Here is a 15,140-nt window from a genome sequence, read left to right on the forward strand (position 1 = left end):
TCCCAAGACAAGTGCAGTCCTCAAGCCCAGTCAGCGCCCCGGACAAGAGCCGGCACGACTCCGCATCGAGCGAACGCGGTCGAAGTGGTCGGCGGCCCACCGGGCTCTCAATATCGCGGGGTGCTCAGTCGGCGATTCGCGAGCTAGCGCAGCAGTCCCGAGCAGATGCGGTCGTAACCAGCGTTCCAGGCTGTGCGTGACGGCGGTTCATGTCACTACATTGCTGTAATTTGTACGAGATGCGTGACGAGCTACCAGTGGTCAGTTTGTTTTCCGGCGCCGGCGGATTGGATTTGGGCGTCGAGATGGCCGGGGAACCACCATTGGACCAAGATGGGTCTCCGGGTCCCTACCGCATCGCGCTAGCAACCGATCATGAGGCGGCAGCGCTGCGGACGCTCCGAGCGAATGTCCCCGGTGTCACCACCGCTTGTGGCGACATTCGCTCGTTGTCATCAGAGGAGCTGATGGAGCGTGCAGGTCTACGCCCCGGCGATCCGGGCCTTGTTGTCGGTGGACCACCGTGTACGCCCTTTTCGAAGTCGGGATTCTGGCTAGCCGAAAAGCGAGAGTCGCGCGACCCCAACGCCTCACTCCTGGACGAATTTGTGCGAGTCGTACGGGATCTGCAACCGGAAGGATTCGTGCTCGAAAATGTCCAAGCGCTGACGTACGGCACTCATAAGGCTCAATTCGCCCGCCTGCTGCAGGGTTTCGCCGAGAGCGGCTACTCGGTTGGATGGAAGGTGCTAATCGCGGCCGACTACGGAGTGCCCCAGCTGAGACGCCGAGTCTTTGTGGTGGGCCGTCGGGATGGTGGACCCATCACGCTCCCCTCGCCGACCCACTCCGGTTGGTCTGAGCGCGACCGCTCGGTCGACCCACGGCTCCAGCCCTATGTTTCGTCACGGCAAGCAATCGGCGACTTGCTGCCTGGCGACGCCGAGACTGACGAGGTCGTATCTGGGCGATGGGGTGAACTCGCAGCCGAGATTCCACCCGGAAAGAACTATCTCTGGCACACCGAGCGGGGGGGAGGTCGCGATCAATGGAAGTGGCGCTCGCGGTACTGGACGTTCTTGCTGCGTCTCGACCCTGACCGGCCAGCGACGACGATCCAGGCCCAGCCCGGGCCATGGGTTGGACCGTTTCATTGGGAGAATGTTCGAACAGATTCGGGACTTCGTGCACGACGGCTACGCACCGCTGAGATGCTGCGGCTGTTCTCCTACCCGTCTTGGTATATCCCGGACGATGACCGTCGCCGTGCGCAGTTGCAGATCGGAAACTCAGTTCCCGTTGAACTAGGCAAGGCGGTCATTCGTCACCTGGCCGAGCTACTTGGTCACCTCGAACCTTCGGAAGACCGTCCCGTACAACAATCTCTCCTCGAGGCGGCCTAGCCGTCGGGCTCGGTGATCGATGGGGATAAGCCTAAGTAAGGACGATGCAATCCGGGTTCTGATACGCGCGCATTCGTTGGCAATTGACCCATCGGTCTCATTGCCAGAACACTGGGCAGATGTCACCCGACAGATTGGCGACAGCCCTTCGAGGACGTTCGTAGCTGGCCTCGGAGCGGCTCTATTGGCCAAGGCGACAGACGAACGCGTTGACCCACTTTCGATCAAAGCAGCTTATTCCGATCGGGCCTTCTCGCTACGTACGTTGTGTCACGGCGTACTTGTTCCACATTCGCGAGAAGCAGATCCTCCGTATCATCTCGGCGTTACTGGGCGAGAACCACTCAACAACCAACCCTATTTCCGATACGACCACCTCGATCGGGTCGACCGTGTGCGTCGCTCGTCTCTTCCCTACTTGGCCATCTTGAAGCGCGAGCTTCGTCATGTCGACGACATGACCTCAACTCAGGCTTGTGATGCGCTTGCAGCCTTTCTCCGGGAACGAGTTCTGGAATATCAGACCATACAAGAGTCTGAGAGGCGCGAGACACCGGAAACGAAACAACTCGCATCCCTTCGTCGGGCCCTTGTTGCGTTCCTAGGCGAGGGTCAAACAGAGCGGCCGCATCGTCTCCAAGCCACAGTTGCCGGAATTGTGTCATGTGTCTCAAATATCCAGCCGAGCCTACAGCGCTTGAATGATCCTTCGCGCCGAGCACCAGGTGATGTACACGTGCCAGCAACAAGCCCACATTTTGTGGCTGAAGTTCGCGGAAAACCAGTGCCACAGCATGAGGCCGAGGAATTCGTGCGGTCTTGCGGTCGTGCAGGAATCGGCATAGCTTGGCTCGTAGTTTTGGACCAGTCTCATGGGCCGATTGACCGCGATGCACTTCTCGACGTCGGGCTTCAGTTCGATGTACTTCCGGTAGTCCTAGAGTCAATAGACGAACTCTTGACTGCATCAATCGGAATTCCATCGCACGACCTAGATGCAGTCCTATCCCGTGTGGGCCTTGCAGTGGCCCGCGCGCTACGCTCCGCGGGGGCGTTGGCGGCGACTGTCGACGAGTGGATCCGCCTGCTAAGCGATGATTAGAGCAATATGGCCTGCAGCAAGAGAATACTAGCGAGAATAGTCCCCGGGCTCGAAGACTGTGGGAAATATGCCTAAGGGCCCGCCGCGGGTCAAGTCGCGCGAACGATCCGTGTGATTGCCAAGAGTTACGCATGGTTCCGAGCGTAGACCACGCGACTTGACTTCTGGCGGACCCTAATATCACAATACAGCCAACTGCCAAGAGTATGGAAGACATTCTGAGCGGTCCGAACTACTTCCGTATCCCAAGATTTCAACGACCGTTTTCCTGGGGTGGAAAACACGTGGACGAGTTTTGGCATGATGCCATAAGGAACTTCGACGAAGGCTACTTTATTGGTCCCATGGTCGTTTACAAGGAGGATGACAGGGACTGGGGCGTGGTCGATGGCCAACAACGTCTCACAATTGTTGCACTTATCCTCGTCGCATTACGTGACAACTTCGAGGCGTTAGGCGAAGTGGGGCTCGCAGATGCCACCCATCGCTTCATAGAGCGGCCGGATCCTAATGGGAAGCAGAGATTCGTACTCCAGTCAGATGCTACTGAGGGCCCATGGATCAATCACATGCAACAGAGGCGTAGCAATACCGACGTGCTTCGTAAGACAGAGTTTGATCCTGACACATGGGCCGCTTACACTATCATTTCCGAGAGCATGGCTAACTTGGTGCTCGAGAATGCCCCCGAATCGTCTAGTAAGAAACAGCGCAAAAGGGCACAAGTTGATGTCCTGCGTCAGATTCGCGACCAGATTCTTAGCCTGACCGTCATCTGGGTGCCGCTAGATGCAGAGGATGATGCCTACGAATTTTTTGAGACCTTGAACGCCCGGGGCAAGGATCTTGAGGTTGCTGACCGATTGAAGAACTACTTCCTGAGTCGCCTCAAGGCCGCGAATGTGAACTTGGATGAACATCGGCGTCGGTGGAACGGTCTACGAGAACACTTCGAAGGCGAGCCGTCATCGCGCGACCTGAACCGCTTCATTCTCCATTGGTGGCTATCTCGCGCACCTTACGTCGCAGAGAGAAAGGTGTTCAAACAAATGAAGACGCAGATGGACCGCTCGGACGTCGCATCCGAGTTCGATCTGTTCGAAAAAGATGCCGCACTCTATCGGACCGTAGTTGATCCGGATTCGACCATCTGGCCGATAGAGCGCCATGAAATTCGGGATGCACTCCGGGGATTGTGAGTTATGCGTCTCGCGCAGCCAATGCCGTTCGTCTTGGCATTAGTGCGCTCATACGAAGTGGGGGATCTCAAAAAGCGCTTCGTCGTAAGTATGTTTCACGCGATAGAGCACTATCACTTTCAGGTAACTGCTATTTCGACCAAGAGTTCTTCGGGAGGAGTCTCGGAGATGTATGCATCACATGCTCGACAACTGACGGAGGCCACGTCGGTAGAGGACCGGCGAAATCAGCTCAATGCTTTGGCGAGGAAACTCATCGACCGCGCACCTTCACGGGATGACTTTATTGATGCTTTCGTATCTGGCGCTTCGCGTTTCCGCGTGGGGTAGTGCGGTGAGGGTCCCGGCTGGATAGGGAGGGATCCCCCAGAATCGGAGGTGCTTTGTTACCCCGATCCGGGAGGATCCCTGTGGCTGTTGACCTTACGCGTGCGTTGTTGTTGATCGTGGGTCTGGGTCCGGGCGTCGCGGTGCTCGATGTGCGGGGCCGCCGCGGCGGCCCGCTCGAGGTCGAGATAGCGCTGACGGACCGGCCGTGCTGTGGGGGCTGCGGCGCCAAGGTGCATCGTCACGGCGCCAGCGAGGTGCGCCTGGCGGATCTGCCGGCGTTCGGTCGGGCGGTGAAGCTGGTGTGGCGCAAGCAGCGCTGGCTGTGTCCGCATCAGGGCTGTGCGGTGCGCACGTTCACCGATCAGCAGCCCGCCATCGCGCCGCCCAGGGGGCGCATGACCAGCCGGGCTGCTCGCTGGGCGACTCGCGGGGCGGGTGCGGGACGCGCGATCAAAGAGATCGCTGCCGAGCTGGGCTGCAACTGGCATACCGCGATGGCTGCGGTGCAGCGTTGGGGCCGAGCGCTGCTCGAAGCCGATGACGGCCGCATTGACGGCGTGACCGCTTTGGGTCTCGACGAGATCTTGATGTTCCGACGCGGCCGGTACCGCGAGCAGCACTGGGGCACCACCATCGTGGACGCCGGCACAGGCAAGCTGCTCGACATAGTCGCTGGCAAGAGCGCCAAGGGCGCCACCAGATGGATCCAGGGACGCACGTCGAGATGGCGAGCCCGGGTGCGCTGGGCAGTCATGGACCTGTCAGGCCCGTACCGCAAGGCGTTCACCGACGCGCTGCCCAAAGCGATCCAGGTCGCCGACCCGTTCCATGTCGTCAAGCTCGCCAACAGCACCGTCGACCAGGTGCGCAGACGCGTCCAGAACGAGACCACCGGCGGACGCGGCACCAAAGACGACCCGCTGTATCGGATACGGCGGCTGCTGCTCAAGGCACACGAACGCGTCACCGAACGCGGCAACGCCAAGCTGCGCGGCCTGCTCGCAGCCGGCGACCCCCACGGCGAGGTCCGCGACGCCTGGCACGCCAAAGAGACCCTCCGCATGACCTACACGATCCCAGACCACGAGGTCGCCCTCGAAGCCATCGACGAGCTGTCCCGCGACCTGCGAGACGACACATTCTGGACCTTCACTTTTTTGTGGGATGAGGGCGGGTTGAGGGTCCGTTGGTAGGGGTCGAGGCCCTGCTGGGATCGGTGTTTGGACATGCCGAACCCTGGAGGGCCTCGATGAATCGTGATGTTATGTCGGTGCGGCTGTGGCTGCCGCGTATCAGAGTGGTGGGGGTGGTGGTCGACGCTCCTGAGAAGCTGGCGGTGCGGGTGGTGTCGACGGTGCGCCGTCCGCGGTGTCCTGACTGCGGGGCGCCCAGCGGCAGGACTCATGACCGTCGGGATCGCGTGATCCGCGACTTGGAGGTGTCGGGACGGCCGACGACGTTGGTGTTCGAGCAACGGCGCATGGTGTGCGATGTCTGCGACAGCAGGTTCATGGAGAACCACGCGGCGTTCGAGGGCGGCATCACGGCGCGTCTGGCGCGCAGACTGGTGGCCGACGCCCGCCAGATGGCAGTCAACGGCGCAGCCAAGAGGCACCGGGTGAGCTGGGGGCTGGTGAACGCGTTGGTGGTGGCCTGGGCGGGCGTCGTCGCCGACCATCGCCGGCGGCGAAGATGCCGGGTGCTGCTGGTCGACGAGACGTCGATACGCAAGCGGCATCGCTATGTGACGGTGCTCGTCAACGGCGACACCGGCGAGGTGCTCGCCATGGTCCCCCACCGCGACAGCGCAGCATTGTCGGGGTTTCTGGCTGCTCAGGGACCCAAATGGTGCCGCCGCGTCAAAGTCGTGGTGTCCGACGGCTCCAAGGCATACAAGTCGGCAATAGACAAACAGCTCGGCCACGCCCGTCACGTCCTGGATCGGTTCCACGTCATCCTGTTGTGCGTCTGACTTTGCCGCGGAAGGTCTACCGATTAATGAACCTAGTCTGATGGTGTTCTCGCTGACGCGTGAAGGAGCATCAGATGACTGCCAGCGAGGGTCGGCGTCGACCGAAGAAGCTGTCCGCGGAGACGAAGTGGGAGATCTACTTGCAGGTGACCTGCGGAGAGATCACCCAGGCCGACGCGGCCCGGAAGTGGGGGGTAGATGTGTCGACGATTATCTCGATCCGCCGGACGGTGAAGGACGCGGCCTGCTACTAACCTGACCCCCACACCGAGCCCAGCAGCCCAAATCCCACAAATTCGCGAAGGCTCCACATTCTCACCGGAGCTGAACAAGCTCGGCCGCACGCTTCGCACCTGGCGGGAACAGATCACCAACTGGCACCGCTCACAGGTGACCAACGGGCCGACCGAAGCGGCGAACAACCTGGCGAAGCTGATCAAGCGAGTGTCGTTCGGCGTCACCAACTTCGACCACTACCGCATCCGAGTCCTGCTGTATGCCGGCAAACCCGACTGGACCCTGCTCGACACCCTCACCCCAGGGCCTGTCAGACGCTCCCTTGTCAAGCGGCGAGCGCGAATGGTTGTTTTCGGGCGGTTTCGTCGCGCCACATTCGTCGGATGACGCGGTTGGCGAGTTGGCGTTTGTGGGCTCGTCTGGCCTCGCGTCGGGTTTTGCCTTCGCCGGCTTTTCTGGCGAGGTAGGCGATCGCTTCGGGCTGGCTGCGCTGCTGGGTGACCGACGCGATGTGCAGCACTGAGTTGATGCGCCGGTTGCCTCGGAAGTCGAGCCGGTGCTTGACGGGATCGCCGGCGCCTTCGCCCGAGGAGAGAGCGACGGCGCCGGTGCCGCACCAGCGGGCGAACTTGGACTCGCGGTCGAATCGGGTCGGGTCGCCGACCTCGCACAGCAGCGTCGCGGCTGAGATCGGGCCGATGCCTGGCTCGTCGCGCAAAGTGGTGCCGTGGTTGTCGAGCAGCTCGTCGATGAGACGTTCCAGTCGGCGGATCTCGCTGCGGGCGGCACGGTCTTGGTCGATGAATGCCTGCATCCAGGCGAGCCGGTGCCGGCCCGCTGGGGTCGTGCATGTGTCGGGGTCGATCCCTTCGAGGCGGCGCAGCCGGGCTTCGATCTTGCCGCTGGTGGTGAGCTGGTCGCGTATCTCGGTGGGCAGCTTGGAGATCTGGTCGCCGACGTGGTGGAGCATCAAAGTGCGAGCAGCCACAAGGGTTCTGCGGTGTTCGAGCACCGCCTCGATCTCGGCCACGAGCGGGTCGTAGGCCTCCAGAGCCTGCACCGGTCCCAGCGTCGGCTCGGCCAGCAGCGCCCGTGCCGAGGCGACGGCGTCGACGGCGTCGGTCTTGCCCAGCCGCCGGCTGCGGCGCTGCGCCGCCGAGCGCGACGCTGGCACCTCGCGGGCGTCGAACCCGGCCGCGCACAACGCGATCGCGACGTGCGCCCCCCACTTGGCGGATCCCTCCACGCCGACCTGGCCGACGTCGTGAGCGTCGAGCAGGTCGATCGCGGCGCCGTAGCCGACGGCGGTGTTCGAGAACGTCTCGTGGACGAGCTCGACGCCGTGAGGGTCGACGATCCCCACGGTGAAGGTGTCTTGGTGGGGGTCGATTCCCCCGACTGGCGGTGTCATGCTGTGCTCCTGCTGGAAGTGATGTTCCGGTGGGTCCGGGAACGGCAGGGGCGCTTCGTCACAACCGAGTCGAGACAGTCAGGCTCCCTTCAAGACAGGAGCGCTCCTGCCGGTCCCACGCTCGACGCGACAGGTCTGACAACAGGCACAAGGCCAAAGGTTTGTGGAGTCATCGCCGAGCGCAGGACCGGACCGTAACCCCCTGGCTGGAGGCCCCGGCGACATCAACAGTGACACTCGGAAAGTTTGTGTAAATGGCGTGGTCTGAGGGTCCTTGGCTGGGTGCTGGGGGCCGGGAAGGATCATGTCTGTGACTGATCAGAATATGTCGGCTGTGCCGGCGGGAGAGGCCGTCGGCGAGACGGCGATGAAGGACTGGGCCGAGCTGTTGGTGGCCCAGGCGCGTGCTGAGGGGGTGGAGCTGACCGGCGACGGCGGTCTTTTGACGGGGCTGGTGCGCCAGGTGCTCCAGATCGGCCTGGAGGTCGAGATGAGCGAGCATCTGGGCTATGAGCGTCACGCGGTTGCGGGCCGCGGGTCGGGCAACTCTCGCAACGGGTCGACGCCCAAGACGGTGACGACCGAGATCGGCGAGGTCGAGCTGCGGGTGCCTCGGGATCGTGCGGGCACCTTTGAGCCGGTTACGGTGCCCAAGCACCGCCGCCGGCTGGACGGGCTGTCGGGCAACGTGATCAGTCTCTATGCGAAGGGGCTCACGACCGGCGAGATCCAGGACCATCTGGCTGAGATCTATGACACCTCGGTGAGCCGGGAGACGATCTCGAAGATCACCGACGAGATCGTCGCTGACATGGCGGTGTGGCAGAACCGGCCCCTCGACCCGGTCTACGCGGTGCTGCTGATCGACGCGATCGTCGTCAAGGTCCGCGACTCCCAGGTCGCCAACAGGCCTGTGTATGTGGCCATAGGCGTGGATCTTCAAGGAGAACGCGACGTCTTGGGCATGTGGCTGGGCCCATCGGGCGGCGAGGGCGCCAAGCAATGGGCCACGATGCTGACCGAGCTGAGAAACCGAGGCCTCGCCGACGCGTTGATCGTGTGCTGCGACGGACTCAAGGGCCTGCCCTCGGCGATCCGGGCGACCTGGCCCGAAGCGACAGTTCAGACATGCGTCGTGCACATGGTCCGCAACAGCCTGCGGTACGCGTCCCGCAAGCACTGGGGCGCCATCACCAAAGCCATGCGCGACATCTACACCTCAGCGACCGTCGAGGCCGCCCAGACGCGGTTCGCCCAGTTCGCCGACGACTGGGAGGACACCTACCCCGCCATGATCCGCTCGTGGCGGCAGTCATGGGACGAGTTCGTGCCGTTCCTCGAGTTCCCCGCCGAGCTGCGCAGAGTCGTCTACACCACCAACGCCATAGAAAGCCTCAACGCCAGATTCCGACGGGCAGTGCGCCATCGAGGACACTTCCCCAACGAACAGGCAGCGATGAAAGTCCTCTACCTCATCGCCACCGCCAGACGCAAGAACCGCACCAACCTCACCGGAAAGACCAACGGCTGGAAAGCCATCCTGAACACACTGACCGTCCACTACGGCGACCGGATCGCCGCCTACATTCGATGAAAACCACCACAGCCGGATACACAAAAAATCTGACAGGCCCCGCTTAGGGTTCGCCGCGGGTTAGGTCGCGTGGTTGGGTGTGATGGTGTAGTTCCATTCGCCGTGCCATTGGTGGGGTTGCAGCGGGATTTGTTTCATCTGTTTGTCGGTGATTTTGATGCCGCGTTGGTACCAGTTGGGGTCGTGGGCTGCTTGGACGGTGAGTCCGGTTTGGGTGGTGGTGGAGGCGATGAGCTCGACGATGGTGGCGATGTCGGTGAGTGGTCTGCCTCGCCAGTTCATGGTGATGAAGCTGAAGAGGCGGTGTTCGATCTTGTTCCATTTGCTGGTGCCGGGCGGGTAGTGGACGACGGTGATCTCGAGGCCGGTGTCGGCGGCGAGGCGGGCGAGGAACCATTTCCAGGCGCGTGGCCGGTATCCGTTGGATCCGCCGGCGTCGGCGGTGATGAGCAGCCGGGTCGCGTCGGGGAACCGCTGCTGTCCGAGGGTGTCCCACCAGCGGGCGATGGAGTTGACGGCGAACTCGGCGGTGTCTGCGGTGTCGCCGACGCTGACCCAGCCGTCGTTGTTGGCGAGGTCGTAGACGCCGTAGCCGATGGCCTTGGCGAACTCGCCCAGTGAGCGGTCCGCGAAGTCGTGCACGTTGACGCGCTGCGGCTCGCCGGCGGGCTGCCATTCGGTGCCTTTGTTGGCGTAGTTCCCGATCAGCTCTTTCTTTTTGGTGTCCACGCTGACCGCCGGCTCGCCGGCGTCGAGGAACTCCTGCGCTAGGCCGTTGAGATAGGCGAACTGGGCGTCGCGGTCGGGATGGGACGTGCCTTCGTTCTGCTTGGCGGGCGCCTGCAGCGAGTAGCCCATCTGGTGCAGGAGCCGCCGCACCAGCTCCGCGGACGCCTTGAAGCCCTGCGCGGCGAGCTCGCGTGCGAGCTGATAGGTCGACTTCAACGTCCAGCGCAGCGCAGAGGTCGGGCTGCCGCGCGTGCTGGGATGCACCAGCTCGTCGAGCGCCTCGGCCAGGCCGGGCTGCTTGACGACCGCCGGGCGGTCCCCGCCGCCCTCCGCCCGCTGACGGTGCGACGGCTCGACCCCGGCGCGCACCTCGCGCACCGCCCGCGACACCGTCGAGGTCGACATCGCCGACGCCTCCACAACGAACGCCTGCCCGCCGCGGCCCAGCGCCTCGGCCAGCGCTCCTGCCGCCACACGCCGCTGACGCTCGCCCAGATGCGGCATCACCGTGTCGAAGAACACTCCCGCCGCGTCCGCCGACAACTCCACGCACCCGACACTACACCACACGATTTATCTTATGGCGGACCCTAAAGCGCGAAGAGCCTCGTATCTCGTCTTGTGTTTGCTGATACGCACACGCGGGACAAGTCGTTAGTTAGGTATGTCCTGGAGAGATTGCACAAGAATTCCCACCCGATTCCCGCAGCGGATTATTCCAAGTTTTCGATTGAACACGTCAGGCCGCAATCTCACATCAATACCGAAGAGGATCTCCTGACTGTCGGTAGCATCGGCAATCTGCTATTTGTTGACGAGACAGTAAATGGGCGGCTAGGCAATAAGAGCTTTTCGAAGAAGAAGGAAATCCTGGGCGAATTCTCAGGCAGTTATGACATGGATGACATCTTGTCTTGCTCGCGATGGGGGAAGAGGGAGATCGATAGCCGCGCGCGACGTCTGGGTGAACTTGCGTTTGATTCAGTATGGCGCTTGCGTTCCACCGGCTGATGAGATACAGACTGGATGTCCTCTGCTGGATTACGCCGACGGTCGGCCGAGTTGCGGACTGTGCGTGAGATTGTGAGTTTCGGTTGGTGGAGCGCGGCGAGGTGGTGGGCATCGTGAACATCGAGCCGCTGCCAGAGACTGCGTCGCCGGCGGCTGCCGTCATCGAGGGCCCGCCGATTCAGATGCTTCTCGGTCTATGGGGCCGGCCACACTCGGGGATCGAAGTCACCGACGGCGACCCAGAGGTGTGGCACTAGTGGCGAGCCCTGCCCAGCGAAGCCTTCCAATTCGGCGCCTGGGACTAGCGCCGAGGCCCATTCGATAGAGGGAGGGCGGCGAGGAGGTGGGCGACGCAGGCGTCGAGGGGCTGGGTCGTGTCGATGGTGATCTCGGGTGACGGCGGGGGCTCGTAGGGGGCGGAGATGCCGCTGAAGTCGGGAATTTCGCCGGCTCGGGCTTTCACGTAGAGGCCTTTGGGGTCACGGGCTTCGCACACGTCGAGCGGTGTGTCGACGAACACCTCGATGAAGGCGCCCTCGGGGTGGATGGCCCGTACTTGGTCGCGGTCGGCCGCGTAGGGCGAGATGAAGGCCGTCAGCACGACGATGCCCGCATCTTGGAACAGGCGGCATACCTCGCTGATGCGGCGGATGTTCTCGGTTCGGTCCTGCGGTGAGAAGCCGAGATCGCGGTTGAGCCCGAAGCGGACGTTGTCGCCGTCGAGCACGTAGGAAGCGACGCTGCGCTCGAGCAGTGCTGCCTCCAGAGCGAACGCAAGAGTCGATTTTCCGCTGCCGGAGAGCCCGGTAAACCACACCGTCACGGCGCGATGGCCGAAGTGCGCCTCGCGGTCGGCGCCGCTCACCTGCCCTTCGGCGCGGACGATGTTGCGAGAGACGGGCTGGTTCCCGGCGCTCTCGCTCATTGCGTGCTCGGCCCTCGCAGAGGCTGAGCCGTGAGGCGAAGCCGTGGCCCGAGCGGCCCGTGAGCCCGTATCGAACAGACACCGGGAACAAGAGCGGGAGGCAACATGCAACTCATCGAATGGTTCACGTTGCTGGAAATCCTCGAAGGAAGCCACGCTCGGTCAGCACCCGCACGATTGCCGCCACGCACTCATCCACCCCTTGAGCCGAGGTGTCGACACGCAGGTTGGCGTCGGCCGGCCGGTCGTAGGGGGCTGAGACGCCGGGGAACCGCGGAATCTCGCCGCTGTCGGCCATCGCATACAGGCCATGGGGGTCACGCTCACGGCACACATCGACCGGCGTGTCCACGAACACCTCCACGTACCGCTCAGCGCCCACGAGGTCGCGGGCACGCTGGCGTACCTCGCCGTCGGGCGCCACCAGCGCGGCAATTGCGATCAATCCTTGACCGTTCACGAGCCGTGCGACCTCTGACACCCGGCGCAGGTTCTCCGAGCGTTCATGGGCGCTGAAGCCCAGATCCCGCGAGATGCCCATGCGGACGTTCTCTCCGTCGAGGCGAATCGACACCTTGCCCCGGTCAAACAGCTCGCGCTCGAGAGCCGTAGCCAGGGTGGATTTGCCTGCGGCTGTGAGCCCTGTCAGCAGGATGGTGCACGGCTGCTGACCGAACCGGATGGCCCGCTCGGCGTCGCTGATCTCCGATCTTTGCCGCACGAGCGCAGCGTCGGGTGCGTGGTCCCAAACCGACGCCGCGCCGATGATCATGCCCGCTGCGATGGTCGCATTGGAGAGACGATCCACCAGCACGAACGACCCGGTCGCACGGCTGCTGGCGTAGGGGTCGAATGCCAGCTCTCGGTCCGAGCCGATGACGCAGCGCCCGATGTCGTTGAGCCCCAGCCCCAGCGCCTGTTCGTGCATCCCGGTGTCGACATCGACCCGGTAGCGCAAGCTGCGGACAGTGCAATTCGACACTGCGTTGGTGGTCTGCAGAAGATATGTGCTGCCGGGCTCCATCTCAGCCTCAGTCATCCATACGACCATCGCGTCCAGTTCGTGTGCCCGCTGCGGCTCGTCGCCTGGTGTCACGAACAGGTCGCCGCGGCTGATGTCGATCTCGTCGGTGAGCGTCAACGTCACTGCTCGGCCCGGGCCCGCGGCGTCGAGTTCGCCGTCGAACGTCACGATCCGCTCCACCGTCGAGCTGAGCCCCGATGGCAGCGCCACGATCTCTTCGCCGGGCCGGATGAGCCCCGAGGTCACCGTGCCGGCGTACCCGCGAAAGTCGGCATCGGGACGGCTGACGAGCTGCACCGGCATGCGGAAGTGCTCGAGATCGACGCTGGATCCGATGTCGGCGGTTTCGAGATACTCCAGCAGCGGCGGCCCGTCGAACCAATCGAGGTTGTGGCTCTCGTTGACCACGTTGTCGCCGAGCAGCGCCGAGATCGGCAGGAAGTACGGCTCGCCGAAGTCGAGTGCCTTGGCGAAGGACCGGTAGTACTCGCAGGTCTCTGCGAAGCGCTCGTGCGACCACCCGACGAGATCCATCTTGTTGATCGCCACTACCACTTGGCGGATGCCCAGCAGGCTGGCGATGTAGCTGTGGCGCTTGGTCTGGGGCAGCACGCCGTGGCGGGCGTCGACCAGGATGATGGCGAGGTTGCACGTCGACGCGCCCGTTGCCATGTTGCGTGTGTACTGGGGGTGCCCCGGGGTGTCGGCGATGATGAATGTGCGACGTTCTGTGGAGAAGTAGCGGTAGGCAACGTCGATGGTGATGCCCTGCTCCCGCTCGGCGCGAAGCCCGTCCATGAGCAGCGCCAAGTCGACATGGCCGCCCGCGGAGCCCTGGGTCGCTGAGTCGGCTTCGAGACTGGCCAGCACGTCCTCGTAGATCAGCTGGGAGTCGTGGAGCAGGCGGCCGATCAGCGTCGATTTGCCGTCGTCCACGCTGCCGCACGTCAGGAATCGGAGCAGATCCTTGCGCTGATGGGACTCGACGTATGCATCGACGCCGGAGGGGGCGAGGCCGCTGCGAGCAGCTGGCTCTGGGGCCATCAGAAGTACCCCTCGCGCTTCTTCTGCTCCATGGAGCCTGACTGGTCGAAGTCGATCACCCGGCCTTCGCGTTCGGACCGGGTGGCGACCAGCATCTCGCCGATGATCTCCGGCAGCGTTGTGGCGGCTGACTCGATCGCCCCCGACAGGGGGTAGCAGCCGAGCGTGCGGAACCGCACTGTGCGCGGCTGCGGCACCTCGCCCTCGTCGAAGACGAACCGGTCGTCGTCCACCATGATCAGCACACCGTCGCGCTCCACCACTGGCCGCTGCGCCGCGAAGTACAGCGGCACAATCGGGATTTGCTCAAGGTGGATGTACTGCCACACGTCGAGCTCGGTCCAGTTGCTCATCGGGAACACCCGGATCGACTCGCCCTGGTTGACCCGGCCGTTGTAGAGGTTCCACAGCTCGGGCCGCTGGTTCTTCGGATTCCAGCGATGATGCGCGTCGCGGAAGCTGAACACCCGCTCCTTGGAACGTGACTTTTCCTCGTCCCGCCGGGCGCCGCCGAACGCGGCGTCGAAGCGGCCCGCATCCAGCGCCTGGCGCAGCGCCTGGGTCTTCATGATGTCGGTGTAGTTCTTCGAACCGTGATCGAACGGGTTGATCCCATGGGCCACGCCGTCGGCGTTGGTGTGGACGATCAGTTCGAACCCGATCTCGGTGGCCATCTCGTCCCGGAACGAGATCATCTCGCGGAATTTCCACGTCGTGTCCACGTGCAGGAGCGGAAACGGGATCGGGCCGGGGAAGAACGCCTTGCGGGCGAGGTGCAACAGCACCGAGGAGTCTTTGCCGATCGAGTACAGCATCACCGGCCGCTCGCACTGGGCGACCACCTCACGCATGATCCCGATCGCCTCGCACTCCAGCTGCTGGAGGTGGGTCAGCCGCAGTTCGGGCGGCATGGTGACGCTCATGTGGGTTCCCGGGACTTGTCGACCAGGGCTTGGCTGAACAGGTCCTGCGGCGCGCCGGGAAAGCGCAGCGAGCGCCCGTCGCCTTGAGCGAGTCGCGGAGCTCGTTCCACGACTCGCCGCTCGTCACGCGTTCGATCTTTCATCCGTAGCCCCGTCCGGCGCACCTGGTCGCGGCGCTACCCTTGTTGTCAAGAGAGCCTCGTCTGCCACGATGTGCGTTGACTCGGAGGGTAGAT

At 63.4% G+C, this 15,140-nt stretch carries 16 protein-coding genes; 10 read left to right on the forward strand and 6 right to left on the reverse strand.

Annotation, left to right across the window (positions count from 1 at the left end; genetic code table 11):
* The first annotated feature begins 239 nt into the window (after positions 1-239).
* The 7 genes from ACOGJB_RS00100 to ACOGJB_RS00130 all read left to right on the forward strand — a co-directional run bounded on the left by ACOGJB_RS00100 (position 240) and on the right by ACOGJB_RS00130 (position 6,630).
* Entirely contained in the window at positions 240-1,403 is a 1,164-nt protein-coding gene (locus ACOGJB_RS00100) for a DNA cytosine methyltransferase (protein WP_419838814.1), read from the forward strand.
* Positions 1,404-1,422: 19 nt separating this feature from the next.
* Complete coding sequence (locus ACOGJB_RS00105) at positions 1,423-2,505, forward strand: restriction endonuclease, SacI family (RefSeq protein ID WP_419838815.1); 1,083 nt, start codon at positions 1,423-1,425, stop codon at positions 2,503-2,505.
* A 206-nt stretch (positions 2,506-2,711) separates the two neighbouring features.
* A complete protein-coding gene (locus ACOGJB_RS00110) occupies positions 2,712-3,704 on the forward strand; it encodes a DUF262 domain-containing protein (RefSeq protein ID WP_419838816.1) in 993 nt (330 codons plus the stop codon).
* A 410-nt stretch (positions 3,705-4,114) separates the two neighbouring features.
* Positions 4,115-5,227, forward strand: a complete 1,113-nt coding sequence (locus ACOGJB_RS00115; protein ID WP_419838817.1) for an ISL3 family transposase — start codon at positions 4,115-4,117, stop codon at positions 5,225-5,227.
* A 56-nt stretch (positions 5,228-5,283) separates the two neighbouring features.
* Positions 5,284-6,006, forward strand: a complete 723-nt coding sequence (locus tag ACOGJB_RS00120; protein WP_419838818.1) for a transposase — start codon at positions 5,284-5,286, stop codon at positions 6,004-6,006.
* Positions 6,007-6,080: 74 nt separating this feature from the next.
* Positions 6,081-6,260 carry a hypothetical protein gene (locus tag ACOGJB_RS00125; RefSeq protein WP_419838819.1) on the forward strand — a complete coding sequence of 60 codons (180 nt, stop codon included), beginning with the start codon at positions 6,081-6,083 and terminating at the stop codon, positions 6,258-6,260.
* 70 nt (positions 6,261-6,330) lie between these two features.
* Positions 6,331-6,630, forward strand: a complete 300-nt coding sequence (locus tag ACOGJB_RS00130) for a transposase (RefSeq protein WP_419840783.1) — start codon at positions 6,331-6,333, stop codon at positions 6,628-6,630.
* Here the strand turns inward: ACOGJB_RS00130 and ACOGJB_RS00135 are convergent.
* Positions 6,569-7,654 (reverse strand): IS110 family transposase, encoded by a 1,086-nt coding sequence (locus tag ACOGJB_RS00135; RefSeq protein ID WP_419837968.1) that lies wholly within the window; start codon positions 7,652-7,654, stop codon positions 6,569-6,571. The genes ACOGJB_RS00130 and ACOGJB_RS00135 overlap by 62 nt on opposite strands.
* A gap of 325 nt (positions 7,655-7,979) precedes the next feature.
* Here ACOGJB_RS00135 and ACOGJB_RS00140 point away from each other — a divergent pair, with 325 nt between their 5' ends.
* On the forward strand, positions 7,980-9,248 hold the full coding sequence (locus ACOGJB_RS00140) for an IS256 family transposase (protein ID WP_419840782.1): 1,269 nt from the start codon (positions 7,980-7,982) through the stop codon (positions 9,246-9,248).
* A 60-nt stretch (positions 9,249-9,308) separates the two neighbouring features.
* On the opposite strand, the gene ACOGJB_RS00145 is transcribed toward ACOGJB_RS00140, so the two are convergent.
* Complete coding sequence (locus tag ACOGJB_RS00145) at positions 9,309-10,481, reverse strand: ISAzo13 family transposase (protein WP_419840685.1); 1,173 nt, start codon at positions 10,479-10,481, stop codon at positions 9,309-9,311.
* A gap of 117 nt (positions 10,482-10,598) precedes the next feature.
* Here ACOGJB_RS00145 and ACOGJB_RS00150 point away from each other — a divergent pair, with 117 nt between their 5' ends.
* Positions 10,599-10,988, forward strand: coding sequence for an HNH endonuclease family protein (locus tag ACOGJB_RS00150; RefSeq protein WP_419838820.1), 390 nt, complete (start codon positions 10,599-10,601; stop codon positions 10,986-10,988).
* Positions 10,989-11,074: 86 nt separating this feature from the next.
* Positions 11,075-11,245, forward strand: a complete 171-nt coding sequence (locus tag ACOGJB_RS00155) for a hypothetical protein (protein WP_419838821.1) — start codon at positions 11,075-11,077, stop codon at positions 11,243-11,245.
* A 44-nt stretch (positions 11,246-11,289) separates the two neighbouring features.
* Here the strand turns inward: ACOGJB_RS00155 and cysC are convergent, their stop codons facing one another.
* From cysC to ACOGJB_RS00175, 4 genes are all read right to left on the reverse strand, one after another.
* A complete protein-coding gene (gene cysC, locus ACOGJB_RS00160) occupies positions 11,290-11,913 on the reverse strand; it encodes an adenylyl-sulfate kinase (protein WP_419838822.1) in 624 nt (207 codons plus the stop codon).
* Between the two features lie 124 nt (positions 11,914-12,037).
* Complete coding sequence (gene cysN / locus ACOGJB_RS00165) at positions 12,038-13,981, reverse strand: sulfate adenylyltransferase subunit CysN (RefSeq protein WP_419838823.1); 1,944 nt, start codon at positions 13,979-13,981, stop codon at positions 12,038-12,040.
* Complete coding sequence (gene cysD / locus ACOGJB_RS00170) at positions 13,981-14,892, reverse strand: sulfate adenylyltransferase subunit CysD (protein ID WP_419840784.1); 912 nt, start codon at positions 14,890-14,892, stop codon at positions 13,981-13,983. Before cysD ends, cysN begins: the two co-directional genes overlap by 1 nt.
* 8 nt (positions 14,893-14,900) lie before the next feature.
* On the reverse strand, positions 14,901-15,047 hold the full coding sequence (locus ACOGJB_RS00175; protein WP_419838824.1) for a hypothetical protein: 147 nt from the start codon (positions 15,045-15,047) through the stop codon (positions 14,901-14,903).
* Positions 15,048-15,140 lie beyond the last annotated feature (93 nt).

Source organism: Candidatus Poriferisodalis sp., assembly GCF_965208895.1.
In the GTDB taxonomy this organism is placed as follows: Bacteria; Actinomycetota; Acidimicrobiia; order Acidimicrobiales; family Poriferisodalaceae; genus Poriferisodalis.